The 25,010-nt window shown below is 59.8% G+C and carries 24 protein-coding genes, 1 tRNA gene and 1 pseudogene; 12 read left to right on the top strand and 14 right to left on the bottom strand.

All coding sequences use genetic code 11. The features are described from left to right. Positions 1 to 6: 6 nt before the first annotated feature. Together N018_RS01020 and N018_RS01015 are read left to right on the top strand one after the other, a co-directional pair. A complete protein-coding gene (locus N018_RS01020) occupies positions 7 to 1,338 on the top strand; it encodes a S41 family peptidase (protein WP_024646360.1) in 1,332 nt (443 codons plus the stop codon). Positions 1,339 to 1,341: 3 nt separating this feature from the next. After that, complete coding sequence (locus tag N018_RS01015) at positions 1,342 to 2,124, top strand: divergent polysaccharide deacetylase family protein (protein WP_025388628.1); 783 nt, start codon at positions 1,342 to 1,344, stop codon at positions 2,122 to 2,124. Between the two features lie 121 nt (positions 2,125 to 2,245). On the opposite strand, the gene N018_RS01010 is transcribed toward N018_RS01015, so the two are convergent. The 8 genes from N018_RS01010 to N018_RS00975 form a co-directional block, all read right to left on the bottom strand. Beyond that, complete coding sequence (locus N018_RS01010; protein ID WP_024646358.1) at positions 2,246 to 3,001, bottom strand: substrate-binding periplasmic protein; 756 nt, start codon at positions 2,999 to 3,001, stop codon at positions 2,246 to 2,248. A 189-nt stretch (positions 3,002 to 3,190) separates the two neighbouring features. After that, the gene (hisF, locus tag N018_RS01005; protein ID WP_002551458.1) at positions 3,191 to 3,961 is read right to left on the bottom strand and encodes an imidazole glycerol phosphate synthase subunit HisF; all 771 of its coding nucleotides are present in this window, start codon (positions 3,959 to 3,961) and stop codon (positions 3,191 to 3,193) included. Positions 3,962 to 3,980: 19 nt separating this feature from the next. After that, the gene (gene hisA, locus N018_RS01000; RefSeq protein WP_024646357.1) at positions 3,981 to 4,718 is read right to left on the bottom strand and encodes a 1-(5-phosphoribosyl)-5-[(5-phosphoribosylamino)methylideneamino]imidazole-4-carboxamide isomerase; all 738 of its coding nucleotides are present in this window, start codon (positions 4,716 to 4,718) and stop codon (positions 3,981 to 3,983) included. A gap of 107 nt (positions 4,719 to 4,825) precedes the next feature. Beyond that, positions 4,826 to 5,086 carry a DUF2164 domain-containing protein gene (locus N018_RS00995; RefSeq protein ID WP_024646356.1) on the bottom strand — a complete coding sequence of 87 codons (261 nt, stop codon included), beginning with the start codon at positions 5,084 to 5,086 and terminating at the stop codon, positions 4,826 to 4,828. Between the two features lie 4 nt (positions 5,087 to 5,090). Then, positions 5,091 to 5,729 carry an imidazole glycerol phosphate synthase subunit HisH gene (gene hisH, locus N018_RS00990; RefSeq protein WP_024646355.1) on the bottom strand — a complete coding sequence of 213 codons (639 nt, stop codon included), beginning with the start codon at positions 5,727 to 5,729 and terminating at the stop codon, positions 5,091 to 5,093. Further along, positions 5,729 to 6,322: an imidazoleglycerol-phosphate dehydratase HisB gene (hisB, locus tag N018_RS00985; protein ID WP_002551454.1), complete on the bottom strand. Its 594-nt coding sequence runs from the start codon at positions 6,320 to 6,322 to the stop codon at positions 5,729 to 5,731. The genes hisH and hisB overlap by 1 nt, the downstream gene beginning before the upstream one ends. Before the next feature lie 92 nt (positions 6,323 to 6,414). Further along, positions 6,415 to 7,614: an aromatic amino acid transaminase gene (locus N018_RS00980; RefSeq protein WP_025388627.1), complete on the bottom strand. Its 1,200-nt coding sequence runs from the start codon at positions 7,612 to 7,614 to the stop codon at positions 6,415 to 6,417. Between the two features lie 305 nt (positions 7,615 to 7,919). After that, positions 7,920 to 9,581, bottom strand: coding sequence for an OFA family MFS transporter (locus tag N018_RS00975; protein WP_038400858.1), 1,662 nt, complete (start codon positions 9,579 to 9,581; stop codon positions 7,920 to 7,922). A gap of 558 nt (positions 9,582 to 10,139) precedes the next feature. Here N018_RS00975 and N018_RS00970 point away from each other — a divergent pair. From N018_RS00970 to N018_RS00930, 10 genes and pseudogenes are all read left to right on the top strand, one after another. Next, positions 10,140 to 12,362, top strand: a complete 2,223-nt coding sequence (locus tag N018_RS00970) for an AsmA family protein (RefSeq protein WP_025388625.1) — start codon at positions 10,140 to 10,142, stop codon at positions 12,360 to 12,362. Positions 12,363 to 12,464: 102 nt separating this feature from the next. Continuing rightward, positions 12,465 to 13,532, top strand: coding sequence for an A/G-specific adenine glycosylase (mutY, locus tag N018_RS00965; protein WP_024646351.1), 1,068 nt, complete (start codon positions 12,465 to 12,467; stop codon positions 13,530 to 13,532). Then, positions 13,529 to 13,801 (top strand): oxidative damage protection protein, encoded by a 273-nt coding sequence (locus N018_RS00960; RefSeq protein ID WP_002555777.1) that lies wholly within the window; start codon positions 13,529 to 13,531, stop codon positions 13,799 to 13,801. The genes mutY and N018_RS00960 overlap by 4 nt, the downstream gene beginning before the upstream one ends. Positions 13,802 to 13,902: 101 nt before the next feature. Further along, positions 13,903 to 13,978 (top strand) — tRNA-Phe (locus N018_RS00955). A 217-nt stretch (positions 13,979 to 14,195) separates the two neighbouring features. After that, positions 14,196 to 14,423, top strand: coding sequence for a type II toxin-antitoxin system Phd/YefM family antitoxin (locus N018_RS00950; protein WP_024672620.1), 228 nt, complete (start codon positions 14,196 to 14,198; stop codon positions 14,421 to 14,423). Then, complete coding sequence (locus tag N018_RS00945) at positions 14,420 to 14,794, top strand: type II toxin-antitoxin system VapC family toxin (RefSeq protein WP_025388624.1); 375 nt, start codon at positions 14,420 to 14,422, stop codon at positions 14,792 to 14,794. The genes N018_RS00950 and N018_RS00945 overlap by 4 nt, the downstream gene beginning before the upstream one ends. A gap of 154 nt (positions 14,795 to 14,948) precedes the next feature. Beyond that, positions 14,949 to 15,227, top strand: a complete 279-nt coding sequence (locus tag N018_RS00940; RefSeq protein WP_010433117.1) for a hypothetical protein — start codon at positions 14,949 to 14,951, stop codon at positions 15,225 to 15,227. Positions 15,228 to 15,550: 323 nt separating this feature from the next. Then, a pseudogene (locus N018_RS28475) lies at positions 15,551 to 16,321 on the top strand (PAS domain-containing protein); the annotation flags it as partial. A 69-nt stretch (positions 16,322 to 16,390) separates the two neighbouring features. Further along, on the top strand, positions 16,391 to 16,897 hold the full coding sequence (locus N018_RS28470; RefSeq protein ID WP_418903499.1) for a methyl-accepting chemotaxis protein: 507 nt from the start codon (positions 16,391 to 16,393) through the stop codon (positions 16,895 to 16,897). 149 nt (positions 16,898 to 17,046) lie between these two features. Then, positions 17,047 to 17,550, top strand: a complete 504-nt coding sequence (locus N018_RS00930) for a hypothetical protein (RefSeq protein ID WP_025388622.1) — start codon at positions 17,047 to 17,049, stop codon at positions 17,548 to 17,550. A 42-nt stretch (positions 17,551 to 17,592) separates the two neighbouring features. Here the strand turns inward: N018_RS00930 and N018_RS00925 are convergent, their stop codons facing one another. From N018_RS00925 to N018_RS00900, 6 genes are all read right to left on the bottom strand, one after another. Beyond that, complete coding sequence (locus tag N018_RS00925) at positions 17,593 to 19,050, bottom strand: NAD-dependent succinate-semialdehyde dehydrogenase (protein WP_025388621.1); 1,458 nt, start codon at positions 19,048 to 19,050, stop codon at positions 17,593 to 17,595. 117 nt (positions 19,051 to 19,167) lie between these two features. Next, positions 19,168 to 20,325 carry an acetylornithine deacetylase gene (gene argE / locus N018_RS00920; RefSeq protein ID WP_025388620.1) on the bottom strand — a complete coding sequence of 386 codons (1,158 nt, stop codon included), beginning with the start codon at positions 20,323 to 20,325 and terminating at the stop codon, positions 19,168 to 19,170. Beyond that, on the bottom strand, positions 20,322 to 21,476 hold the full coding sequence (locus N018_RS00915; protein ID WP_025388619.1) for an NAD(P)/FAD-dependent oxidoreductase: 1,155 nt from the start codon (positions 21,474 to 21,476) through the stop codon (positions 20,322 to 20,324). The genes argE and N018_RS00915 overlap by 4 nt, the downstream gene beginning before the upstream one ends. Then, complete coding sequence (locus N018_RS00910; RefSeq protein WP_025388618.1) at positions 21,473 to 22,882, bottom strand: NAD(P)/FAD-dependent oxidoreductase; 1,410 nt, start codon at positions 22,880 to 22,882, stop codon at positions 21,473 to 21,475. Before N018_RS00910 ends, N018_RS00915 begins: the two co-directional genes overlap by 4 nt. Further along, a complete protein-coding gene (locus N018_RS00905) occupies positions 22,861 to 23,172 on the bottom strand; it encodes a (2Fe-2S)-binding protein (RefSeq protein WP_024646342.1) in 312 nt (103 codons plus the stop codon). Before N018_RS00905 ends, N018_RS00910 begins: the two co-directional genes overlap by 22 nt. Next, positions 23,169 to 25,010 (bottom strand): ABC transporter ATP-binding protein, encoded by a 1,842-nt coding sequence (locus N018_RS00900; RefSeq protein WP_025388617.1) that lies wholly within the window; start codon positions 25,008 to 25,010, stop codon positions 23,169 to 23,171. The genes N018_RS00905 and N018_RS00900 overlap by 4 nt, the downstream gene beginning before the upstream one ends.

Raw genomic sequence — 25,010 nt, 5'->3', positions numbered from 1 at the left:
TTAGACATGCTGCATTTGTCCCGCCTCACCTCGCTGGCTCTGGCGATTGCCATCGTTATCGGCGCGCCGCTGGCGCAAGCTGCCGAAAAGACCACGCCAGCCGCTCCTGCAGCCGTTGCGCCCGCCAACGCCAATGCCAAGCCTCCGCTGCCTCTGGACGAGCTGCGCACCTTTGCCGAGGTCATGGATCGGGTCAAGGCCGCGTACGTAGAGCCGGTGGATGACAAGACTCTGCTGGAGAACGCCATCAAGGGCATGCTCAGCAACCTCGACCCGCACTCTGCTTACCTCGGCCCGGAAGATTTCCAGGAGTTGCAGGAAAGCACCAGCGGCGAGTTTGGCGGGCTGGGCATCGAAGTGGGTGTCGAAGACGGTTTCGTCAAAGTGGTTTCGCCCATCGACGACACCCCGGCTTCCAAGGCTGGCATCGAGGCAGGCGACCTGATCGTGAAGATCAACGGCACGCCGACCCAGGGCCAGAACATGCAGGAAGCCGTCGACAAGATGCGTGGCAAGATCGGCGAGAAGATCACCCTGACGCTGGTGCGCGACGGAGGCACTCCGTTTGACGTGACACTGGCGCGGGCGACCATTCAGGTCAAGAGCGTCAAGGCGCAGATGCTGGAGAACGGCTACGGCTATATCCGTATCACTCAGTTCCAGGTCAAGACCGGTGACGAAGTCGGCAAGGCCCTGGCCAAATTCCGCAAGGACAACGGCAAGAAGATGAGCGGCCTGATTCTCGATCTGCGCAACAACCCGGGCGGCGTGCTGCAATCGGCGGTACAGGTGGCGGATCACTTCCTGACCAAAGGCTTGATCGTCTATACCAAAGGCCGCATCGCCAACTCCGAGCTGCGCTTCTCGGCAGACCCGGCAGACGCCAGCGAAGGCGTGCCTCTGGTCGTACTGATCAACGGCGGCAGCGCCTCTGCTTCGGAGATCGTCGCCGGCGCTCTGCAAGACCAGAAGCGCGGCATTCTGATGGGCACCGACACCTTCGGCAAAGGCTCGGTACAAACCGTTCTGCCGCTGAACAACGACCGCGCGCTGAAGATCACCACGGCGCTGTATTACACGCCTAATGGCCGATCCATTCAGGCGCAGGGCATCAACCCGGACATCGTGGTACGTCGGGCCAAGGTCACCAGTGAAGCGGACGGCGAGAACTACAAGGAAGCCGATCTGCTGGGTCACCTCGGCAACGGCAATGGTGGCGCGGACAAACCGACGCTCAAAGGTGGTGCAGCGGCCAAGGCGCGTCCGCAGGATGACGACTTCCAGCTCAGTCAGGCGCTCAGCCTGCTGAAGGGGCTGAGCATCACCCGCGGCAACTGACCGATGCGTCTTCTCGGCTCGTTGCTGTTGGCACTCTCGATCACTGGCGCTGCCCATGCAGCGCCAGCCGAGCATGCTGACAAACCCTCGAAAGCGTACCTCAGCCTGATCATCGACGATCTGGGACAGAACCCTGACCGCGACAGCCGCACGCTGGCGCTGCCCGGCCCGGTCACGCTGGCGATCATGCCTGACACCCCGCATGCCACCGATTTTGCCCGCCAGGCTCACCGCGCAGGTAAAACGGTGATGCTGCACATGCCGATGGACCCCGCGACCGGTCCGTATGCCTGGCACCCCGAACTGCCCCTGCCTGAACTGGAAAGCCGACTCAATGCTGCTCTGCTGAAGGTGCCGTATGCCGCCGGTATCAACAATCACATGGGCAGCAGAATGACGGCCGAGCCTGTGGCCATGACCTGGCTGATGGCCGAGTTGCAGCGGCGTCATCTGTTTTTCGTCGACAGCCGCACCAGCGCCAAAACCGTGGCTGCCGCCGAGGCGCAGCGTATCGGTCTGGCCAGCGTCTCCCGCGACGTGTTTCTGGACGACGAGCGCACGGCCGAAGCCATCACCCGCCAATTGCAGACCGCCATCAAAATCGCCCGCAAATATGGCTCGGCCGTAGTGATCGGTCACCCCTACCCAGTCACGCTGGACGTGCTGGAGCGCGAGTTGCCCACCCTAAAGGCGCAGGGCGTCGAATGGATCGACCTGCGCAGCATGATCAGCGAGCGCGGCAATCAGGCGAGTGCGGCACATGGCAAAAATGGGGTGTATCGCTGATCCGCAAGCTGACATAGCGCGCAAGGTCGCTACCGCTGAAGATCTGTTGCTACGCCCACGACATCAACGGGCAGCCTTCCGCGGTACGAGAAGAAATTGCCCTCGTGGCAGGTTTGATTGACTACTGATAACGCGCTTTGACGGCGTCTACCCAACCTTCGGCGCGCATCTGATCAAGCGCCTTTTGCAGGCGAGTGACGATCTCGTCAGGCGTGTTTTTGTTCACCGCCAGATACAACTCGGCGCTGTTGAAGCGCAGCGCCGTCTTGAACCCGGTAACGCCTTCGAGCTTCGCCAGATAGCGCCCGACAGGATCACCCACAGCCCACAAATCGATCTGCCCATTGGCCAGCTTTTTAACGTTGTCCCGGTCACGCAGCATCAGGATCGGATTCAAACCCATGGTGTTCAGACGCTCGCCGATGGCATCGCCTTTGTAGGCGCCGATCTTGTAATCCCGGGCTTGCTCCAGCGAAGTCAGAGTGATGGGACTGTCGCCACGCGCGAGCATGATCCAGTCATAGGAACCGACCGGGCCTACCCATTTGAAAAGGCTCTCGCGCTCGGGCAGACGTGTGGTGGAGAACACCCCGTAGCCGGGCTTCTCAAGCGCGAGTTTGTAAACGCGATCCCACGGAAAGCGCAGGGTCATGCTGTAGCCGATGTTGGCGCGCTTGAACATCTCGCGCACGACTTCAGCGGCGATGCCGTCGATGTTGTTTTCCTGAGCGAAATTCTTGCCATCGACCGCCATGTTGAACGGCGGAAAATTCTCGGTCAGCAACACCATGGAATAAGGCCGTGTGTCGCTGGCATGAGCACCTTCACTCAACAGGACGCCGACCCCGATCAGGGCAAGAAATAGACGTTTGAACATTGTTCAGGCACTCGATCGTGGACGACGCATGCAGAGTGCCGGTAACCCGATGTACTGTCTAGCCCGGTACTCTGCGATGTCGCTTACAAGCAATAACTCGAACCGGAACAACCTGAAATGAAACGAGCGCCGGGTGTTGCAAGCTCAGGGGCTGGACACAAACGACACTCGCCCTGCATGCGCAAGAGCTTAACGCACCACGATCCCGCGGCTGGCCATATAGGCCTTGGCCTCAGGAACGGTGTATTCGCCAAAGTGGAAGATGCTCGCGGCCAGCACAGCACTGGCATGCCCTTCGATGACACCGGCAGCCAGGTGCTCCAGGTTGCCAACGCCACCCGAAGCAATCACTGGAATGCCCAGCGCATCGCTGATGGCGCGAGTAACACCCAGATCAAAGCCGTTCTTCATGCCGTCCTGATCCATGCTGGTCAGGAGGATTTCGCCCGCGCCCAAGTCTTCCATTTTCTTCGCCCAGAGCACCGCATCAAGCCCGGTAGGCTTGCGCCCGCCATGGGTGAAGATTTCCCAGCGCGGGGTTTCGCCCGGGCCGGAGACCTTTTTGGCGTCGATAGCCACTACGATGCACTGCGAACCGAAACGGGCAGCCGCCTCGCCGACAAACTCAGGATTGAACACGGCGGCGGTGTTGATCGAAACTTTGTCAGCACCGGCATTGAGCAGGTTGCGGATGTCCTGCACGGTGCGCACGCCACCGCCCACCGTCAGCGGAATGAACACCTGACTGGCCATGCGCTCAACGGTATGCAGCGTGGTGTCGCGGCCATCGACGCTGGCGGTGATGTCGAGAAAAGTGATTTCATCAGCACCCTGTTCATCGTACCGACGCGCGATTTCGACCGGATCGCCTGCATCGCGGATGTTCTCGAACTTGACGCCCTTGACCACTCGACCGTTGTCGACGTCGAGGCAAGGAATGATGCGTTTGGCTAGGGCCACAGAGTCAATCTCCAGCTATTCAGCGTTGTTCGCGATCGCAGAGCGCCTGCGCTTCAGCCACATCCAGCGTGCCTTCATAAATGGCACGACCGGTGATTGCACCGATAATACCCGGCGCCCTGGCGTTCAACAGCGCCTGGATGTCGCCCAGGTTGTGAATGCCGCCCGAAGCGATCACCGGTATCCGCGTTGCAGCCGCCAGCGCAGCGGTGAACGGGATATTGCAGCCCTGCATCATGCCGTCTTTGGCGATGTCGGTGTAGACAATGGCCGACACGCCATCGGCTTCAAAGCGCTTGGCCAGGTCAATGACCTGCACGGTGCTCACTTCAGCCCAGCCGTCGGTGGCGACGAAGCCATCCTTGGCATCCAGGCCAACAATCACCTTGCCGGGGAACGCACGGCAGGCTTCGGCCACGAACTCTGGCTCTTTGACGGCCTTGGTGCCGATGATGACGTAGCTCACGCCCGCCTTGACGTAGTGCTCGATGGTTTCCAGCGAACGAATACCGCCACCGATCTGGATCGGCAGGTTCGGATAACGCCTGGCAATGGCCGTGACCACATCACCGTTGACCGGCTGACCTTCGAACGCACCGTTCAGGTCTACCAGATGCAGACGCCGGCAACCACCTTCGACCCACTTGGCGGCCATGGCCACCGGGTCATCGGAGAACACAGTGGAATCTTCCATCCGGCCCTGACGCAGACGTACGCAGGCGCCGTCCTTGAGATCGATAGCGGGGATAATCAGCATGCTTATTCCTTGGTCTGAAAGAGCGGCAAGCTGCAAGCGATTGGCTGCAAGTATGCGTACTCACTGATTCTTGCGGCTTGAAACTTGAAGTTCAAAGCTGCTTCTATTCAATTCTTTTCGAGTGCCCAGAGATCACTTTCGATGCTCTCGAACCGCTCTTTAAGATGCTGCTGAACATCGAAGATGGCGCGATTGTAGTAATGCGGGGCAATCTCGCGCGTGAACAGCTCCAGCACTTCCGCCACTTCGAACGTCCCCAGCTCCAGCTCGAAGCGGTCTGCAAACAGGCGCTTGAGCTTGTCGATCGCCTGCTGCTCATGCTCAGGCGAGAGGGTCAGAATGGGCGGCTTGCCCTTGGCTTTGCTCATGCGCTTACCAGCGACCATCCCAGGCGGCGAAGTTCTGCAGCAATTGCAGGCCGTGGGTATGACTCTTCTCGGGGTGGAACTGCACGGCGAAACGCGAACCATCGGCCAGCGCTGCAGCGAAATCGAGCCCGTAGTGACCACGCCCGACCACCTGACGCTGGTTGGCAGCATCAATGTAGAAACTGTGCACGAAGTAGAAGCGCGCAAGGTCAGGAATGTCGTGCCACAACGGGTGATCCACCGCCTGGGAAACCTGATTCCAGCCCATGTGCGGCACTTTCAGGTGCTCGCCATCTTCGTGCAGGTCCTTGCCGAAGAACTTCACCTGGCCGGGAAACATGCCGATGCAGTCCACGCCGCCATTCTCTTCGCTGCTGTCGAGCAACGCCTGCATGCCGACGCAGATGCCGAGAAAGGGGCGGTCCTGGCTCACTTCCTGAACCAGCGAATCAAACTCCAGGCGGCGGATCTCGGCCATGCAGTCGCGGATCGCGCCAACACCCGGAAACACCACACGGTCGGCTTCACGAATGACCTTGGCGTCGCTGGTAATCAGCACACGGCCTGCGCCCACATGCTCCAGCGCCTTGGCGACCGAGTGCAGATTGCCCATGCCGTAGTCGATGACCGCAACCGTCTGCATCAGAGCACACCCTTGGTGGAAGGCATCTGACCAGCCATGCGCTCATCCAACTCGACCGCCATGCGCAGCGCACGACCGAAGGCCTTGAACACGGTCTCGATCTGGTGATGAGTGTTGGTGCCACGCAGGTTGTCGATGTGCAGCGTCACATTGGCGTGGTTGACGAAGCCCTGAAAGAACTCCTGGAACAGGTCCACATCGAAGCCGCCAACCGTGGCGCGGGTGTACGGCACATGCATCTGCAAGCCCGGACGACCCGAGAAATCGATGACCACGCGCGACAGTGCTTCATCGAGCGGCACATAAGCGTGGCCGTAACGACGAATGCCTTTCTTGTCGCCGATGGCCTGGCTGAACGCCTGGCCAACGGTGATTCCGACATCTTCGACCGTGTGGTGATCGTCGATTGCCAGGTCACCTTTGCACTCGATGTCCAGGTCGATCAGCCCGTGCCGGGCGATCTGGTCAAGCATGTGCTCAAGGAACGGCACGCCGATATCGAATCGGGCCTTTCCGGTGCCATCCAGGTTGATCGAGGCTTTGATCTGGGTTTCCAGAGTATTGCGCTCGACGTACGCCTTACGTTCGGCCATCACCAGCTCCGCAAAATCATTGGGCGAAAAAAGGCGAGCATTATAGGCTCAGAAGCGCTCGCCATGAAGCAAACAGACGACCAGCAGGGTAATTAGTGAGTGAAGAGGCTCGCGATTGCGTCACATACCTTGTCGATATTCTCTTCATTCAGGCCCGCCATGCATACCCGGCCACTGCGCAGCATGTAGATGCCGTGAACATCTTTCAACTCGTCAACCTGCTGCGGGGTCAGCCCGGTATAGCTGAACATGCCGTTCTGCCTGAGGATGAAGCTGAAATCACGCCCGGCGACTTTCTGCGCCAGCACCTCAACCAGGCGGGTACGCATGTCGATGATGCGCAGGCGCATGGCCTCGACTTCGCTCAGCCATTGTTCACGTAATTGCGGCGTATTGAGGACTTTGGAGACCAGAAACGCGCCATGCGCAGGCGGGCTTGAATAGTTGCGGCGCACAGTGGCTTTCAGCTGACCGAAGACGTTGGCCGCCGACGCGGTGTCTTCGCAGACCACCGACAGCCCGCCGACCCGCTCGCCGTATAAAGAGAAGATTTTCGAGAACGAGTTGCTGACCAGGGTGGTGACACCTGCATCGGCCATCGCACGAATCGCGTAGGCGTCTTCGTCCATGCCCTTGCCAAAGCCCTGGTAGGCGATATCCAGAAACGCGATGAGCTGACGCTTCTTGATCACCTCGATCAACTGATCCCACTGCTCAACCGACAGGTCGGCGCCGGTCGGGTTATGGCAGCACGGGTGCAGCAACAGAATGCTCTGCGCGGGCAGGCTCTGTACGGTGTCGAGCATCGCGTCGAACCTGACGCCACCGGTCCGGGCATCGAAGTACGGGTAGGTATTGACCTTGAAACCCGCTCCGCCGAACAGCGCGAGGTGGTTTTCCCAGGTCGGATCACTGACCCACACCTGAGAGTCCGGGAATGCATACTTGAGGAAGTCGGCACCGATTTTCAGCGCACCCGAGCCGCCAACGGTCTGGATAGTCGCTACACGACCGGCCTGCACCAGCGGATGGTCCGCCCCGAACAGCAGGGTCTGCAGCGCCTGTCGATAAGGCGCCAGACCTTCCATCGGCAGATACACCGAAGCAGCCTGCTCGCCTTCGGCCAATTGTTGCTGCGCTGTTGCTACGCATGCCAACTGCGGAATACGACCCACTGCGTCGTAATACAAGCCGATGCTCAGATTGACCTTGTCCGCACGCGAATCCTTGCCAAAGGTTTCCATCAGCGAAAGGATCGGATCACCGGCGTATGACTCCACGTGGGCAAGCATGCGAACAACTCCTTCAAACAATAAAATCAGGGGTTGCTAATGTAGCAGCGTCTGCAACAGAACGGGCAGTGCATCGCGCACATTGGGGCGTAGACGTGTGACGCAGAGCGTTACGAAAGGCATTCCCACGGAGCGTGCGGAACGAGAGGTGGCCGAGAGAACACCTCTCGTACCCATGCTCCGCGTTGGCATGCATTTCTGGACGCTCTGCGTCCGATCTTGAGTACTCAGCGCGGCGAGAGGTATACGGGCAAAAAAAAGCGCCTGCACCGAGGTGCAAGCGCTTTTCTGTGACCTACAGGCTCTTAGTGAAACAGCACTGCGGTCTTTTGCAGGGTGACCCAGACGCCCCACGCCAGCGGGATGCCGACGGCCAACCAGGCCGCGATGACCAGCGGCTTGCTGCTATCGGATGCTTTCCACTCCAACGAAGTGGTGGCATTGGCGCCCTTGTCGTGACCGATGGCTTGTTCAACCGCCAGTTCGGCATCGGTCATGAAGTACTTGTCGGCAACCGGACGAATCAGCAGGTTGCAGATAAAGCCCAGCACCAGCAGACCCGACAGGATGTACAGGGTGATGTCGTAGGCATCCGCACGCGCAACACCGTGGCTGAGCTGGTACTCACGCAGGTAGTTGACCAATACCGGACCCAACACACCTGCCGCTGCCCAGGCGGTCAACAGGCGACCGTGGATCGCACCGACCATCTGCGTACCGAACAGGTCTGCCAGATAAGCCGGAACCGTTGCGAAACCGCCACCGTACATCGACAACACGATGCAGAACGCGGCAACAAACAGCGCGATGCTGCCCATGTGGCTCAGTGTCGGAACCGACGCATAAAGCAGGAAGCCCAGTGCGAAGAACACAAAGTAGGTTGCCTTGCGACCGATGAAGTCCGAGCACGAAGCCCAGAAGAATCGACCACCGATGTTGAACAGGCTCAACAGCCCCGTAAACCCGGCTGCAATGGCAGCAATGGCTTTCAGTTGATCGGCATTCAGCTCGCCGAACGTCAGAGTGTTACCCAGCAGCTTGCCAGCGAACACTTCCTGCAGCAGCGGCGAAGCCATGCCCAGGATGCCGATACCGGCCGATACGTTCAGGCACAGCACCAGCCAGACCAGACGGAACTGCGGAGTCTTCCAGGCCACGCTGACATGCACGTGACGGTTGGTGATCATCGAGTTCTTGGCCTTGGCAGCCGGAGCGGTCCAGCCTTCAGGTTTCCAGCCGGTTGGCGGAACACGGTAGCCCAGAGCGCCACCGATCATGAACACGAAGTAGATCGCCGCCATCACCACGAAGCTCTGCCAGACGCCCACGCTTTCAGCCGAAGCGAAATGCCCCATCAGCGCAGTGGCCAGCGGTGCGCCCACCATCGCGCCGCCACCAAAACCCATGATCGCCATGCCGGTCGCCATGCCGCGCTTGTCCGGGAACCACTTGATCAGGGTCGATACCGGAGAGATATAACCCAACCCCAGGCCGATACCGCCGATCACCCCAGAACCCAGCCACATCAGCCAGATCTGGTGCGTGTAGATACCCAGCGCAGAAATCAGCAGACCACCACACCAGCACAGTGCCGAAACGACACCGGCCTTGCGTGGACCTGCGTGTTCCAGCCAGCCACCCCAAGTGGCAGCCGAGCAACCCAGAAAGATGAAGAACAGCGTATAGATCCAGCCCAACATGGATATCTGCCAGTCACAGGTCGACGCGAACATCTGCGCGAAGAAACCCATGTCCGGTGTACACGCGACAGGTGCACTAACACCAATAGCCTTCGACAGTGGCAACCAGAACACCGAAAAGCCATAAGCCATACCGATGCAAAGATGAATTGCCAATGCTGCAGGTGGAACAAGCCAACGGTTGAAACCGGGCTTGGCGATAATGCGCTCTTTGGACAAGAACGCAGGCTGAACGGCTTCGCCGCCCAAGGCTGTGCTTGTGCTCATTATAATTACCCCAATGTGTGAAGCTCGCAGATGGTCCACTGGCCCGCCACAGACTCGATGCCATGCGGCCATGTCTGTTTTATCGGCAGGTTATTCAGATACGTGACAAAAAGACGCACCTTTAGCCAGCAAAAACGGAGACTACCACTGTCTGATGGCAAATAAGCATCTTGCTGTGTCGTTTTTATTATCAAGATACACCGGTCAATCCACGCCATCTATTGACCCATAGAGGCAACCAATTAACAGACCAATAGAAGAGCACTTGATCTCTATATCCAGCCAACCAACTTGCACTTGGCCATGCGCTGAAATAAGCCCGCAAGGCATATCGTGAAGCACCAAACCGTGTACTTTCGTCTGCCGTCAACGCTGCGTAGATGATCAGAAAAATCTGCCGGAACAGCATCACCGAGCGTCAGCTGTCGAGCCATTCGAAAAAGGCCAGCCCCTCGGAAAGAGGATTCCGCTCGGCAATAACGGCATCGACAGCCCGAGAAGCACGCAGGGGCGGTATACTCGTGGGCTATTTTTGAACATCGACACAAGGACTCGCCCATGAAAGCGTTCGGCAAAATCCTGGGGCTGTTTATTCTCGGGTTGTTGCTGATCATCGTGGCTCTCGGCTTTGCCCTGACTCACCTGTTTGATCCCAACGACTATAAAGACGAGATTCGACAACTGGCGCGTGAAAAGGCCAACGTCGAACTGACGCTCAATGGCGATATCGGCTGGAGTCTGTTCCCATGGCTTGGCCTGGAACTGCACGACACCCACGTCGCTACCCTGACCGCCCCTGATCAGCCGTTCGCCGACGTGCAGATGCTCGGCTTGTCCGTTCGCGTCCTTCCGCTGCTGCGCCGCCAGGTACAGATGAGCGACATCCGCGTCGAAGGCCTGAATCTGACCCTGCACCGTGACGAAAATGGTCACGGCAACTGGGAAGACATCGGCAAGCCCGCCGTTTCATCAACAGCAACACCTGAAACCACTCCGGCGCCGGCTGCCGAAGCGCCAAAACCGGAGCGTGCCTCGCAGCCTCTCCGACTGGACATCGACAGCCTCACGGTCAATAACGCTCGCGTGGACTACAGCGACGCCAGAAAAGGCCAGACCTTCATGGCCGAAAGCATACAGTTGAGCACCGGCCCGATTCGCGAGGCGTCGGACATCCCAATCAAGCTGACCGCCTTCCTCAGCACCAACCAGCCAGTGGTGCGCGCCAAGACCGAGCTGGTCGGGCAGTTGCGTATGGACCGAGCGCTCAAACGCTATCAGTTTGAAGACATGCGCCTGTCCGGTGAAATCGCAGGCGAGCCGTTGCAAGGCAAGACGGTGACCTACTCGGCTCAAGGCCAGTTACTGGTCGACCTGGCCGCCAATATCGCCGAATGGAACAGCCTGAAGTTTTCCGCCAACCAGTTGCGTGCGCTGGGCGAACTGCGCGCCCGCGATCTGGATAAAACACCGCAAATCACTGGCGGCCTGTCGATTGCGCAGCTCGACCTGCGCACGTTCATGGAAAACATCGGCCACCCGCTGCCCGCCATGGCCGAGGGCGCGCTGAGCAAAGTTGAGATGGTCACTCGTCTCAGCGGTACGCCCACCAGCGTAGTACTTGAAAACCTCAACCTGAAAGTCGATGAGAGCACCTTCACCGGGCGCATCGCCGTAGATGATTTCGCCCGACAGGCGCTGCGTGTGCAGCTCAAGGGCGATACCTTCGACGCCGACCGCTACCACCCTGCCGAAAGTGAAGACAGCAAAGGCGCCAAGGCTGCGCGTCAGTCCGAAGTGCAGAGTGGTGAAGCTGCGGCCGTCGCAGGTGACTCGCCGCTGCCCGAGCAACCGACCAAAGCGGCCTGGAGCACCACCAGGCTGCTGCCACTGGAGCGTCTGCGTACGCTGGACGTCGAGGCTGACCTCAGCTTCGGCAAGCTGACACTGGAAAAACTGCCGATCAACAACGCGGCGTTCAAGACTCAGGCCAACGCTGGCGTGATCAGGCTCGAGACATTGAGCGGCGACCTGTACAACGGCAACTTCGAGGTCAAGGGCAATCTGGACGTCCGCCCTGACGTACCGGTTGTGAGCGTGCAGACGCGTATCGCCAGGGTGCCCATCGAGCGCATTCTGGAAAGCCAGGGCCAGAAACCTCCGGTGCGTGGCGTGTTGACGCTCAACAGCGACCTGTCCGGCACAGGCAACAGCGAAAAAGCCCTGATCGACGGCCTGAACGGCACTGCCAGCTTCGCCCTGGACAATGGCGTGCTGGTCAACGCCAACCTTGAACAGCAACTGTGCAGGGGCATTTCGATCCTGAACCGCAAAACCCTGAGCGGCGAACCACGCGCCAAGGACACACCGTTCCAGCAACTCAACGGCACTCTGGTGGTGCGCAACGGCGTGGCCAGCAACCCGGACCTCAAGGTGCGTACGCCGGGCATGGCAGTCAACGGTAACGGTGACGTCGACCTGCGCGTACTGGGCATGAACTACCGCGTCGGCATCATCGTCGAGGGCGACAAGAGCGACATGCCGGACCCGGCCTGCGAGATCAACCCGCGCTTCGTCGGTATCGAGTGGCCGGTGCAGTGCCGTGGCCCGCTGGAGCTGGGTGCCAAAGCCTGCCGCCTGGACAAGGAAGGCGTCGGTCAGATCGCCGCAAAACTGGCGGGCGACCGAATCGGCGAGAAGCTTGAGGACAAGCTGAACGAGAAACTGGGCGACAAGGTGAGTCCCGAGTTCAAGGACGCCCTGAAAGGGCTGTTCAAACGCTAGCCGATGGCGGATTGCCCAGGAGCGCCGATCACGGCGCTCCTGAGCCACTGACGCTTGGCAATAAAAGACTTTCACATTCCGACGACGAGAGCCCTCCAGGCCATGCAACCTGAACAATTCTCCAGCGCCGTGCTGGACTGGTACGACCGTCATGGCCGACACGACTTGCCCTGGCAACAAGGCATCACGCCCTATCGGGTCTGGGTATCGGAAATCATGCTGCAACAGACCCAGGTAAGCACCGTCCTGAACTACTTCGAGCGCTTCATGGAGGCCCTGCCGACCGTGCAGGCGCTGGCTGACGCGCCTGAAGACGAAGTGCTGCACCTGTGGACCGGGCTGGGTTACTACACCCGCGCCCGTAACCTGCAAAAGACCGCAAAAATCGTCGTCGCCGATCACGACGGCGAGTTTCCCCGCGACGTCGAAAAACTGATTCTGCTGCCCGGTATCGGCCTGTCCACCGCAGGCGCAATCGCCAGCCTGAGCATGGGTATTCGTGCGCCCATCCTGGATGGCAACGTCAAACGGGTGCTGGCGCGCTTTACCGCGCAAGAGGGCTATCCCGGCGAACCCAAGGTCGCCAAACAACTGTGGGCCACCGCCGAGCGCTTCACACCGCACAGCCGGGTCAACAACTACACACAGGCAATGATGGACCTCGGCGCCACGCTCTGCACCCGCAGTAAACCCAGCTGCCTGCTTTGCCCGCTGGAGCGCGGCTGTCAGGCGCACATGCTGGGCCTGGAAACCCGCTACCCGATCCCCAAGCCACGCAAGACCGTCCCGCAGAAGCGCACGCTCATGCCAATGCTCGCCAACCGCGATGGCGCGATTCTGCTCTACCGTCGTCCTTCCAGCGGCTTGTGGGGCGGACTGTGGAGCCTGCCGGAGCTGGACGACTTTGCAGACCTGAAGCACCTGGCAGCACAACACGCATTGGAACTGGGCGAACACCACGAACTGCCGGGCCTGATCCACACCTTCAGCCACTTCCAGTTGAGCATCGAGCCCTGGCTGATCGAAGTCCAGGAGTCAGCCGATCACGTGGCCGAGGCCGACTGGCTCTGGTATAACCTCGCCACCCCGCCACGCCTGGGCCTTGCGGCCCCGGTGAAAAAGCTGCTCAAACGCGCAGCCGACGTATTGAACGCAGGAGAGTCGTCATGACCCGCACCGTAATGTGCCGCAAATACAAAGAAGAACTGCCTGGCCTGGAACGCGCCCCATACCCTGGCGCCAAGGGTGAAGACATCTTCAACCACGTTTCGCAGAAAGCCTGGGCCGACTGGCAGAAACACCAGACCCTGCTGATCAACGAGCGTCGCCTGAACATGATGAACGCCGAGGACCGCAAATTCCTCCAGACCGAGATGGACAAGTTCCTCTCAGGCGAAGAATACGCCCAGGCCGAAGGCTACGTTCCCCCCGAAAAATAAAGCCTTTCACGCGGTGAAGGTCGTAAGCGTCGGTAATAATTCAATTTTTTGAAAAAACACGCTTGACGACCTCCTGAAAAACACGTTTAATGCGCCCCGTTGCCCAGATAGCTCAGTCGGTAGAGCAGGGGATTGAAAATCCCCGTGTCGGCGGTTCGATTCCGTCTCTGGGCACCACCTTTCGTTTTCAGGTGATGCCAAGCACACCTGAAAACACACAAGAAGCCCGCCTCGTGCGGGCTTTTTGTTGTCTGGGGTTTTTGGCCTGATCTTTTTGACTCGACTGGGTTCCGAGTCAAAAAATCATGTCTCACGCATTCATCGGACGTAACGCTCTTTACTTAGTCCACCAGCTGGACCAAGCTAGGGCACTACGTAAACCGGAGGCTCAGTCATGCAAACCCATAACATCCACGCAGCCAAAACCCACTTCTCGCAACTTGTCGATGCAGCTGCCGGTGGCGAAACCATCATTATCGCCAAGGCAGGCATACCTGTGGCCAAGCTCGTTCCCATCTCTGCACCCAAGCGGAGAGGAATGTTGAGCCACGTGACATTCGATGCCGAAGCCTCGGATGCCATGGATACCGAAATTGCAGAGCTTTTTGAGGGCAAGGAATGAAGCTGCTGCTCGATACACACATTCTGATATGGGCTGCAACCGGTGATACCAAGCTCTCCGAGGCTGCCGCCCAACTTATAGACAATGAGGCCAACACCCTGTATTTCAGTGCCGCGAGCATATGGGAACTGACGATAAAAGGTGCAGAGCGCACAGGCGTGAATCCTGCACTACTGCGCAAGGAACTGATCGACGCAGGTTATCTGGAGCTACCCATCACGTCTGCTCACGGACTGGCTGTTGCCACCCTGCCAAATCATCATCGTGATCCATTTGACCGAATTATGGTTGCTCAAGCGCTTGCAGAAGGCATTAGCCTGGTCACGCACTACAGCGCCATGCACGCCTACCCCCACACCATCGTTGTTTGAATCCACACGTTTTATAAACTGCCCTTGAACCTCTGATCGAAGCCGCATTCGGCATCAAGCCCCCCCGGCTAGAGCCGCAGCCGCCCCATCCCATTGAACTAACTCCTCTCGCTCGCCCTCGAAGCCCTACATTTGCCATCTGAAGGAACATTCCGTGCTCAAGTTAACTGCCTCTGCCCTCATCATCGCCGCCACTCTGGGTCTGGCTGCCTGCGACAGCAAGTCCGAACAGAAAGCGCAGGATGCTCAGGCTCACCAGGAAAAATCCCAGGAGAAGATGGAATCTGCTCAGGACAAGGTGAACGAGGCTGCCAAAGAGAACACCGAAGCAGCGAAGGATAAAGCGGCGTCCAAGGAAGCGGCTGCCGAAGAGTCGAAGACCTTCGTGCCAACGTCTGAAGTGACCAATACCATTCAGCCGGAAAAAAAGTGAAAACAGTGAAAACCCTTCACAAACTTTTCACAGCCAACACGTCATTGTAGAGCTGCTCCCAAGTGTGAATCCTTAAGCCCGCTCCCCCATCGCGGGCTTTTCTTTGTCTGCCATTTGGCAAACGGAGATCAGCTGCCACCCCCGCTGTAAAGTGTTCAACAAACTCACCTCTCAAATACGATGCGTTTCACGAACGTACAGTTTTTTGACGTAGAAAAGACCTTGACCCGCCTGTCTGCTTTGCCTCCTGACAAATTAATGTCGCGACAATTTATGTCGATAGCCTGATAGCAATCCGTCCGTAAAAACACCAGGGGTACGTTATGTTCGGAAATAAGAGCAAGGCTGAACTGACCGCCATGAAGGCTGAGGTAGATACGCTCAAAGGACTGACAAACGCGCTGGAAAGATCGATGGCTGTCGTCGAGATGGACGTTGATGGCAAGATCCTTCGCGCCAACGATAACTTTCTCGCGACGATGGGCTACCGGTCAGAAGAACTTGCAGGCAAGACACACCGGGACTTGTGCGAACCCGAACTGCTCCGCAGCCGTGAATACACAGATCTCTGGGCTTCTTTGCGGGCGGGCACATTCATCTCCGGAAAATTCAAGCGCCTTAACAAGAGCGGCAACAACGTCTGGCTGGAGGCCAGTTACAACCCGGTCAGCGATGCGCAGGGCAAAGTGTTCAAAGTCGTCAAATACGCGCTGGATGTCACCTCGCAGGTCATGCTCGAAAACGAGACCCGCAGCAAGCTGGCCGCGGTTGATCGCGCCATGGCTATTTGTGAGTTCGACCCTGCTGGCAATGTGATCGCCGCCAACAGCAACTTCCTCAGCGTCATGGGTTATGTGCTGAATGAAATCAAAGGCAAACACCACCGATCGTTCTGCGAACCGTCGCTGGTCAACAGCCCTGAGTACACCGACTTCTGGCGCAAGCTGAACCATGGCGAGTTTGTCGGCGGGCAGTTCAAGCGGATCGGCAAGAACGGCCGGGTGGTGTGGCTGGAGGCGACCTACAACCCGGTATTTGATGTCGAGGGCAAGCTCTACAAAGTGGTGAAGTTCGCCAGCGACATTAGCGCACGGGTTGAAAAGCAGGATGCTGACGCGCACGGCGCCTCGCGGGCTTACCATATTTCGGCAGAAACCGAGAAAGTGGCCGAGCAGGGCACCCTGGTCATTCAGGACACTGCGCGGGAGATGCGCCAGATTGCCGAAAACATCGGTGCTTCGGCAAGGCTGGTGAGTCAGTTGGGTGATCGGTCCGAGCAGATCACCGCTATCGTCAACACCATTCGTGGCATCGCGGATCAGACCAACCTGTTGGCACTCAACGCCGCCATCGAGGCTGCCCGGGCGGGTGATCAGGGTCGCGGGTTTGCGGTGGTGGCCGATGAAGTTCGTCAGCTTGCAGGCCGCACCAGCGGCTCGACCACGGAAATTGCCGAGATGATCGGCAAGATCCTCGCCGAAACGCGCGAAGCCGTAGCCAGCATGAGCGCCACCCAGGAGGGTGCCAACCGGGGCGTGACGCTGGCGGATCAGGCCGGGCAGGTGATCGTGCAAATTCGGGACGGCGCGAGCGATGCTGTCGAGGCGGTCAGTATGTTTGCCAATCGCATGGATGAAGCCGAGGCGTTTTCGAAGCCGGGTAAACGTTGACGCGTTGATAACCCGGAAATAATCAAACCCGCGCAATGCGGGTTTTTTATTGCCCGGCATTGCGCTATTTGCGGCCAGACCTTGGTTATTGCCTGCTTCTGCGTTTCAATAGTCGCCATTGCCCCACACCGCCCGCCAAAGGACCGCTCATGGCCTCGCCAGACAAGCAGCAGAAACGTGCCAAACGCGCGAAGATCAAAGCCAAGCAGAACCGTTCGGGCAACTCCCCGACTCGCCTGGTCCATCCGGTATTCGCCTCTGCGCTGGTCAATCAGCCGTTTGATGATGTAGAGCTCGACCTCAATACCTTCGACTTCCCGGACATCGTCGAGAACGGCTTCGACCCTGCTGACTACGATGACCTGTTCGTGGCCATGAATGCTGCCGAAGCCATCAGTCAGTTGGCGCTGTGCGTGGTTTTCCTGCAGTACCCGGTGTTGGCACTGGTGATTTCCGAAGAGGAAGAAGACCCCGCCACGGACTTCATGATGGGCTTGCTGATCGTGTATCGCGCCATGTATCACGATGAGGACGAAGACACCGCCATCGAGTGGATCGAAAGCCCGGCCTTCCAGAAGGATTACACCCTTGCATCGGATCTATTGACCCAGAGAGACAGCAGGGCTGCACAGCAGGTAGATCGCCCCTACTAACGAGTAGAGGCGACCTTTGGCGCTACGCGCACTCATCCCGGCTTACAGACCGCCGACATGAAACGCCTTCACTTCCAGGTACTCATCCAGCCCGTAACTTGAGCCTTCACGGCCCAGGCCGGACTGTTTGATGCCACCGAACGGGGCAACTTCCATGGAGATGATGCCGGTGTTGAGGCCGACCATGCCGAACTCCAGCGCTTCGCCGAAACGCCATGAGCGGCGCAGGTCCTGGGTGAAGTAGTACGCGCCCAGGCCATAAGGCGTAGCGTTGGCCAATGCCAGCGCCTCGGCTTCATCGGTGAAGCGCATCAGCGGGGCGACAGGGCCGAAGGTTTCTTCGTTGGCCAGCAGCATGCCCGCATGGGTATCGCCCAACACGGTTGGCTGAACGAACTGGTTATCGCCACCGGGACGTTCGCCGTACAACAACTTCGCGCCCTGACTCAGCGCGTCGTCGATGTGCCGGGCAACCTTGCTGACCGCTGCCGGGTTAATCAGCGGGCCGATGGTCACGCCCTCTTCCAGACCGTTGCCAACCTTGAGTCTGGCGACCTCTTCCACCAGCCGCGCAGCGAAACGATCGTAGATCCCATTCTGCACCAGAATCCGGTTGGCGCACACGCAGGTCTGCCCGGCGTTGCGGAATTTGCTGAGCATGATGCCTGCTACCGCCTGCTCCAGATCGGCATCATCGAAAACGATAAAAGGCGCGTTGCCACCCAGCTCAAGGCTCAGGCGCTTGATGTGCTCTGCGCTCTGACGCATCAGCAAGCGGCCGACCTGAGTCGAACCGGTGAAGGAAATCTTGCGCACCACCGGGTTGCCGGTCAGTTCTTCACCGATGCCGGTCGGCATGCCGGTGACCACGTTGAACACCCCGGCAGGAATGCCCACACGCTCGGCCAGCACTGCCAGCGCCAGTGCCGACAGTGGCGTGAGGTCCGAAGGCTTGACGATGATCGGGCAACCTGCGGCCAGGGCTGGCGCGCACTTGCGGGTGATCATCGCGTTGGGGAAGTTCCACGGTGTGATCGCGGCGCAGACCCCGACAGGCTGCTTGAGCGTCATCAAACGACGATCTGCACTGGGCGTCGGGATGGTTTCGCCGTAGGAACGACGCGCCTCTTCGGCGAACCATTTGACGAAGCTCGCGCCATAGCGAATCTCGCCACGCGACTCGTTCAGCGGCTTGCCCTGCTCCAGGGTCATGATCAGCGCCAGGTCTTCGACGTTGTCGAGCATCGCCTGATGCCAGCGCTCCAGCAGGGCCGCACGTTCGGCGGCAGGACGGGCACGCCAGGCAGGCCAGGCCCGATCAGCCGCTTCGATGGCACGCCGGGTTTCGACGCCTTGCAGGGCCGGGACCTGCGCAATCATTTCGCCGGTCGCCGGGTCGCTGATGGTCAGCGTTGCACCATCGTCAGCGCTGATCCATTGCCCATCGACATAGGCGCGGTCCACCAGCAGGCTGGGGTCTTTCAACTGATTCTTGAGCATGGTGATCGAGTCCTGTTGCGGGATGACTGCCAGTCTAGGCAGACGCCACAGTCGAGGATGCTGAAAGCAGAATAACGGCAGCGTCCGATGCTGAAATTCGCGCCCGGACGGCAGCCTCTACTGCTTCAGCGAGCCCAGCAAACTCTGCAAAAAGCGCTCGCCCGCGTCCATCTGACTCTCGTCGATGAACTCATCCGGCTTGTGCGCCTGCTCGATGGAACCCGGCCCGCACACCACCACCGGCACGTTGAGCCGCCCGGCAAACAGCCCGCCTTCGGTGCCGTAGGAAACCTTGATGTGCTGCGTACCCGGTTCGGCAAACGCGTGCAGCATGCGCACCGCTTCGACGCTCGGATGGGTCTCCAGCGCCGGATACTCATTCATGACTTCGATCTCGATGGCGGCCACGCCCGACAGCTGCCGCGCTTCGCGTACCAGCACCTCGGCACGCTCGCGCAGTTGCTCCAGCAACAGCTCGGGATTGTCCCCCGGCAGGTTGCGGTACTCGAATTCCAGGGTGCAAAGATTGGGCACAATATTCAGCGCCTTGCCGCCATCGATACGCCCGATGTGCACGGTGCTGTAAGGGATGTCGTAGCCCTCGTCACGTGCACCCTGCCGCTCGATCTGCTTCTGGCTGTTGCGCAGCTCGGTGATGAAATCGCTGGCCAGATGAATTGCATTGACCGCACGGGGTGCCAGTGAAGAATGCGCTTCCTGACCGCGGCAGAAAGTACGATAGGACGCCTTGCCTTTGTGCCCGACGGCAAACTGCATCAGCGTGGGTTCGCCCACTACGCACAAGAACGGACGTACCGGTGCGAGGTGCAGTACATCCAGCAGGCGCCGTACGCCGACACAGCCGATTTCTTCATCGTGGGACAAAGCCAGTTGCAATGGCCTTAGCAGGTTCATGTCCGCCGCATTGAGCATCGCGTCGATCGCCAGCGCGATAAACCCCTTCATGTCGCAGGTGCCACGACCATAAATACGCCCGTCGCGCAGGGTCGCCTGAAACGGGGGCATCGTCCACGCCTGACCGGCAGCCGGCACTACATCGGTATGACCGGAAAGCAGCACTCCCGGCACGTCTCTGGGCCCGGTGCTGGCGAACAGATTGGCCTTCTTGCCGGTTTCGTCCTTGACGATCAAAGACTCGATACCCTTGCTCGCCAGTAGCTCGCGAACGTATTCGATCAACGCCATGTTCGGCTCTGATGACACGGTGTCGAAGGCAATCAGACGCTTGAGGATTTCCAGTGCGCGTGGGCTCATGAGGCTTTACTCGCTTGTTCGGTGAAGACATCAAAACGGCGAATGTCAAATGGGCTGATCGAGGTGCTGGTGCTACCGGTGCTGATCAGTTCAGCCATCACATCACCCACGCCAGGACCGAGCTGGAAGCCGTGACCGCAGAAGCCGAACGCATAGAACAGCCCGTCGACCTTGCCACTGCGACCCATCACCGGCAGGGAATCCGGCGTGTATCCTTCGATACCGCTCCACACGCGGATGATGTTCAGGTTGCCGACACCAGGCAGCAAGCGACGCATCTGCTGCAACTGATTGATGATGCTGCGTGGCTCGACATACGCTCGGCGATTGGCCATGTCCGGCTTGCTGCGAAAGCCACCGCCGATGACGATATTGCCGCGTGCGATCTGCCGGAAATAAATCACTTCGTGAGGGATTTTAGTGAACACACCGATCACTGTCGGCAGCGCGTAAGGCACCGGTTCGGTCACCGCCATCTGCGGGCCGTGAGTGTCCAGCGGCACTGGCTCGCCGAACTGTGCAGAAAGTTTCTGCCCCCAGGCGCCAGCGGTGATAAGCAATTGATCAGCGGTGAAGATACGCCCATCAGTTGTCGTGACTTCAAATTCGTTACCGACCTTATCGACATGCGCAACTTCAGTACGCTCTTCGATCCGCGCACCGGCACGAATGGCGGCGCGGGCAAAGGCAGGTGCGGCCAGACGCGGGTTGGCGTGACCATCGTGTGGCGCGTAGGAGCCACCCTTCACGTCCGGCCCGAGAAACGGGAAGCGCTCGTGCAGTTCCTTGCCACGATAGATTTTCAGGTCCAGCGCCTGCGCTTCGGGGGCGGCTGCGTAGGCCTCCAGCTCAGGAATTTCATCCTCCCGGTAGCAGACGCGCATATGGCCACTGGGCAGGAATTCCAGGTCTTCCCCGATCAGCTCCGGCAGCTTCTGCCATAACGCTCTTGAGCGATTGGCCAGCTCCAACTGGCCCAGGTGACGGCCCTGGCGCCGCACATTGCCGAAGTTCACGCCGCTGGCGTACTGGCCTATCACATCGCGCTCCAGCAACGTCACCGACTGGCCACGCTGGCGCAGAAAGAACGCCGACGCCGAGCCCATGAAGCCGCCACCGACAATCAGCACATCAACTTTCGGCTGTCTCATGACACCACCTCGTCCACCAGCATCGACAACGGTTTGACTGGAGCCTGACCACGCTGGCGACCGACCTGTTCGACCGGCACGCCGGCTTCGGCGGCGATCACTTCGGCACCGGCCTGCGAGCAGTAACGTCCCTGGCAACGGCCCATGCCGACGCGGCTGAACGCCTTGGCACGGTTGACTTCGCAGGCGCCCTTTTCCCGCACCACACCGCGTAGCTCGCCCGCGCTGATCATTTCACAGCGGCAGACAATCGCCTCATCGGGCAGCGCCGCCGCCTGAGCGGCAGGCCAGGGAAACGCTTCGGCCAGGCCGACGCGGAAGCGGTCCATGACCAGCAGATTCTTGCGCACTTCTTCGCGGCGTGAGTTATCCACAGGTCGGCCGAGATCGTCCAGCAATGCCATCGCCACCAACCGACCGGCCTGCTCGGCAGCATCGGCGCCGCGAATTTTCGCGCCATCGCCAGCGGCATAAACGCCTTTGACGGAGGTGCGGCCCTCTTCGTCGACCGCCAGCACCCATTGCCCGGATGCGTCGTCGAAGCGCAGCCCGCATCCGGCCAGATCAGCCAGTTGGGTTTCGGGACGCAGGTGATAACCCAGCGCCAATGCATCGCAATCAATGGTCAGCGAGTTGCCATTGGCAAGCTTCACCCGAACACCGGTCACGCCGTCCTGTTCGCTGCCAATGATTTCCTCGGGCTGCACGCCCAGGTGAACCGGCACTTTGGCGCTGTACAGCTGAGCCAGCAGTTTCATGCCGTTGAACAGCAGACCGGGACGCGCAAGCAATTTGGGCATCGCGCCAATGCGTTTGCTGAACGGTGAAGTGTCGAGCACCGCAGCCACGTCGGCACCGGCTTTGACGTACTGACTGGCGACCAGATAAAGCAACGGGCCGCTGCCCATGAACACCACGCGGCTGCCAATGGAGACCGACTGCGATTTGAGCGCAATCTGCGCGCCGCCGAGGCTGTAGGTACCTGCCAGTTGCCAGCCCTTGATCGGCATCAGCCGGTCGGTGGCACCGGCGCACAGTATCAATGCGTCGTATTCGACCACCGTATGCACGCCTTGGCTGGCGCAGCACAGCTCACCCTGTGTCAGGTTCCAGGCCAGGGTATCGGGGCGATAGTCGATCTGTTTGCGCAAGCGGTCGAAGCTTTCGTGCAGGTCACGCGCCTTGGCCGCTTCGGTGCCGTACAGCGCCGAATAATCACGCTTGAAGCCTTGCGGCTGGCGGCGATAGATCTGCCCGCCGTCGCGGCGGTTTTCATCGATCAGGATCGGCTTGATGCCCGCAGCCAGCAGGGTTTCCGCACAACGGGTGCCCGCCGGACCGGCGCCAATGATGACGACTCGCGGGCCGGCGGGGTTCTGAACGTCTAACCGTGAAGAAGTGGCCATTTCGCCTCCGGCTGGGTGGTGACGATATCGAGCCCGTCGCGAACTTCGTTGGAACAGGCGCGCAGGCGCTCGCCGCTGCGGGTCCAGACCCAGCAATCCTGGCAGGCGCCCATCAGGCAAAACCCCGCACGTCGCCCCGAATCGAATTCGGACTGGCGCAGCGTCGCTTTGCGGGTCAGCAGCGCCACCATGAGGGTGTCGCCCTGCAGGGCTTCGATGGGCGCACCATCGACCATCAGGCTCACAACCGGGCGATCACGTTCGCCCAGCCTCACAAACCGGCCACTCATGCGTAGGCTCCCACGGTCACAGGATTAACGTTCTCCTGTACGGCTTGCAGCTCGTCGCTGTCGCGATGGCAAAGGATTTCACTGCCACCTGCGATCCGGCGACGGCTCGGAGCGTTCTTGTTGCACAAGCCTTCAACCCGCGCCGGGCAGCGGTTGAGGAAGGTACACAGCTCAGGATTATCAGCAGGCGCGCTGATCGGCGGCAGCTTGCCGCTGGCCACGCCGCAGCTTTCCAGCCAGCCCTGACGCAATTCCGGCACCGAATGCACCAGCAAGTCGGTATACGGATGGAATGGCACGCGGCTGAAGGCTTCGCGGCTGCCCTCTTCGACCTTGTGGCCGCTGTACATCACCACGATGTCGTCGCACAGCGCACGGACAGTGGATATATCGTGGCTGATGAACAGGTAGGAAACACCCAGCTTGCGGCGCAGTTCGCCGAGCAGTTCGAGGATGCACGCGCCGACCACGGTATCCAGCGCCGAGGTCACTTCATCGCACAGGATCAGGTCCGGCTTGGCCGCCAGCGCGCGGGCCAGGTTGACGCGCTGTTTCTGGCCGCCAGAGAGTTCGTTGGGACGCCGCTCGGCGAGTTCGCGAGGCAGCCGCACCAGATCCATCAGTTCGCCGATGCGCTCATTCAACGCCTTGCCCTTGAGGCCGAAGTACATCTTCAGCGGCCGGGCAAGAATCGCGCTGATGCTGTGCATCGGGTTGAGTGCGGTGTCGGCATTCTGGAACACCATCTGAATGCGCCGGAACTGCTCTTCGGTACGGCCTGCCAGAGTGCCGGACAACTCCGCACCGTCGAACGTCAGGCTGCCCAGCGCCGGGTCCAGCAAACCGGCGACCACACGGGCCAGCGTCGATTTGCCCGAACCTGACTCACCGATAATACCGATAGCCTGGCCACGACGAATGGTCAGGTCGATGTCCTCCAGCACGCGAATCATCGGCATGCCTTGAACGTTCTTTTTGCCGTAGCCTGCGGTCAGGCCTTTGATGGTCAACAGTGTGCTGTCCTTGACCACGTCGCTGGCCGGAGTCAACACTTTGTCTGGGCGCGCCGCCGCCAGCAGGCTGCGGGTGTATTCCTGTTCCGGCCCCGTGAGCAGCGTTGCGGTGCTGCTGGTTTCGATAATCTGCCCGCCGTTGAGCACCACGATCTGGTCGGCCATCTGCGCCACGACGGCCAGGTCATGGGAGACATAAACCGCGGTCGCACCGCGCTCGCGCACCACACGCTTGAAGGCGCGCAGCACATCGATCTGTGTGGTGACGTCCAGCGCAGTCGTCGGCTCGTCGAGGATCACCAGCAACGGATCGCTGATCAGCGCCATCGCCGCCATCACCCGTTGCAACTGACCACCCGAGACTTGATGCGGGTAACGCTGGCCAATAGTGTCCGGGTTGGGCAGCGCCAGGTCGCGGAACAGTTCGATGGCCTTGGTTTCCAATGCTGCACGGCTGCCCAAGCCATGAATCAGAGCGCCCTCGATCACTTGATCAATCAGCTTTTTCGCCGGGTTGAAAGCCGCTGCGGCGCTCTGTGCGATGTAGGAAACGCGGTTGCCACGCAAGCCCTGCAACTGGCTCTCGGGAAGGCTGAGCATGTCGTGCTCGCCGACTTGAACCACGCCGCCTGCCAGTTTGCAGCCGCGCCGGGCGTAACCCAACAGCGCCAACGCGATGGTGGTCTTGCCGGAGCCGGACTCGCCGATCAACGCCAGCACTTCGCCTTTTTCCAGCGCGAAGCTGACGCCTTTGACGATCTCCAGTTCGCCATGGTCGCTGTCGGCGACCACACGCAGGTCTTGCACACGAATCAACTGGCTCAT

It is taken from the genome of Pseudomonas syringae CC1557 (assembly GCF_000452705.1).
GTDB lineage: Bacteria > Pseudomonadota > Gammaproteobacteria > Pseudomonadales > Pseudomonadaceae > Aquipseudomonas > Aquipseudomonas syringae_F.
This window is presented reverse-complemented; position numbering and strand designations above follow the sequence as displayed.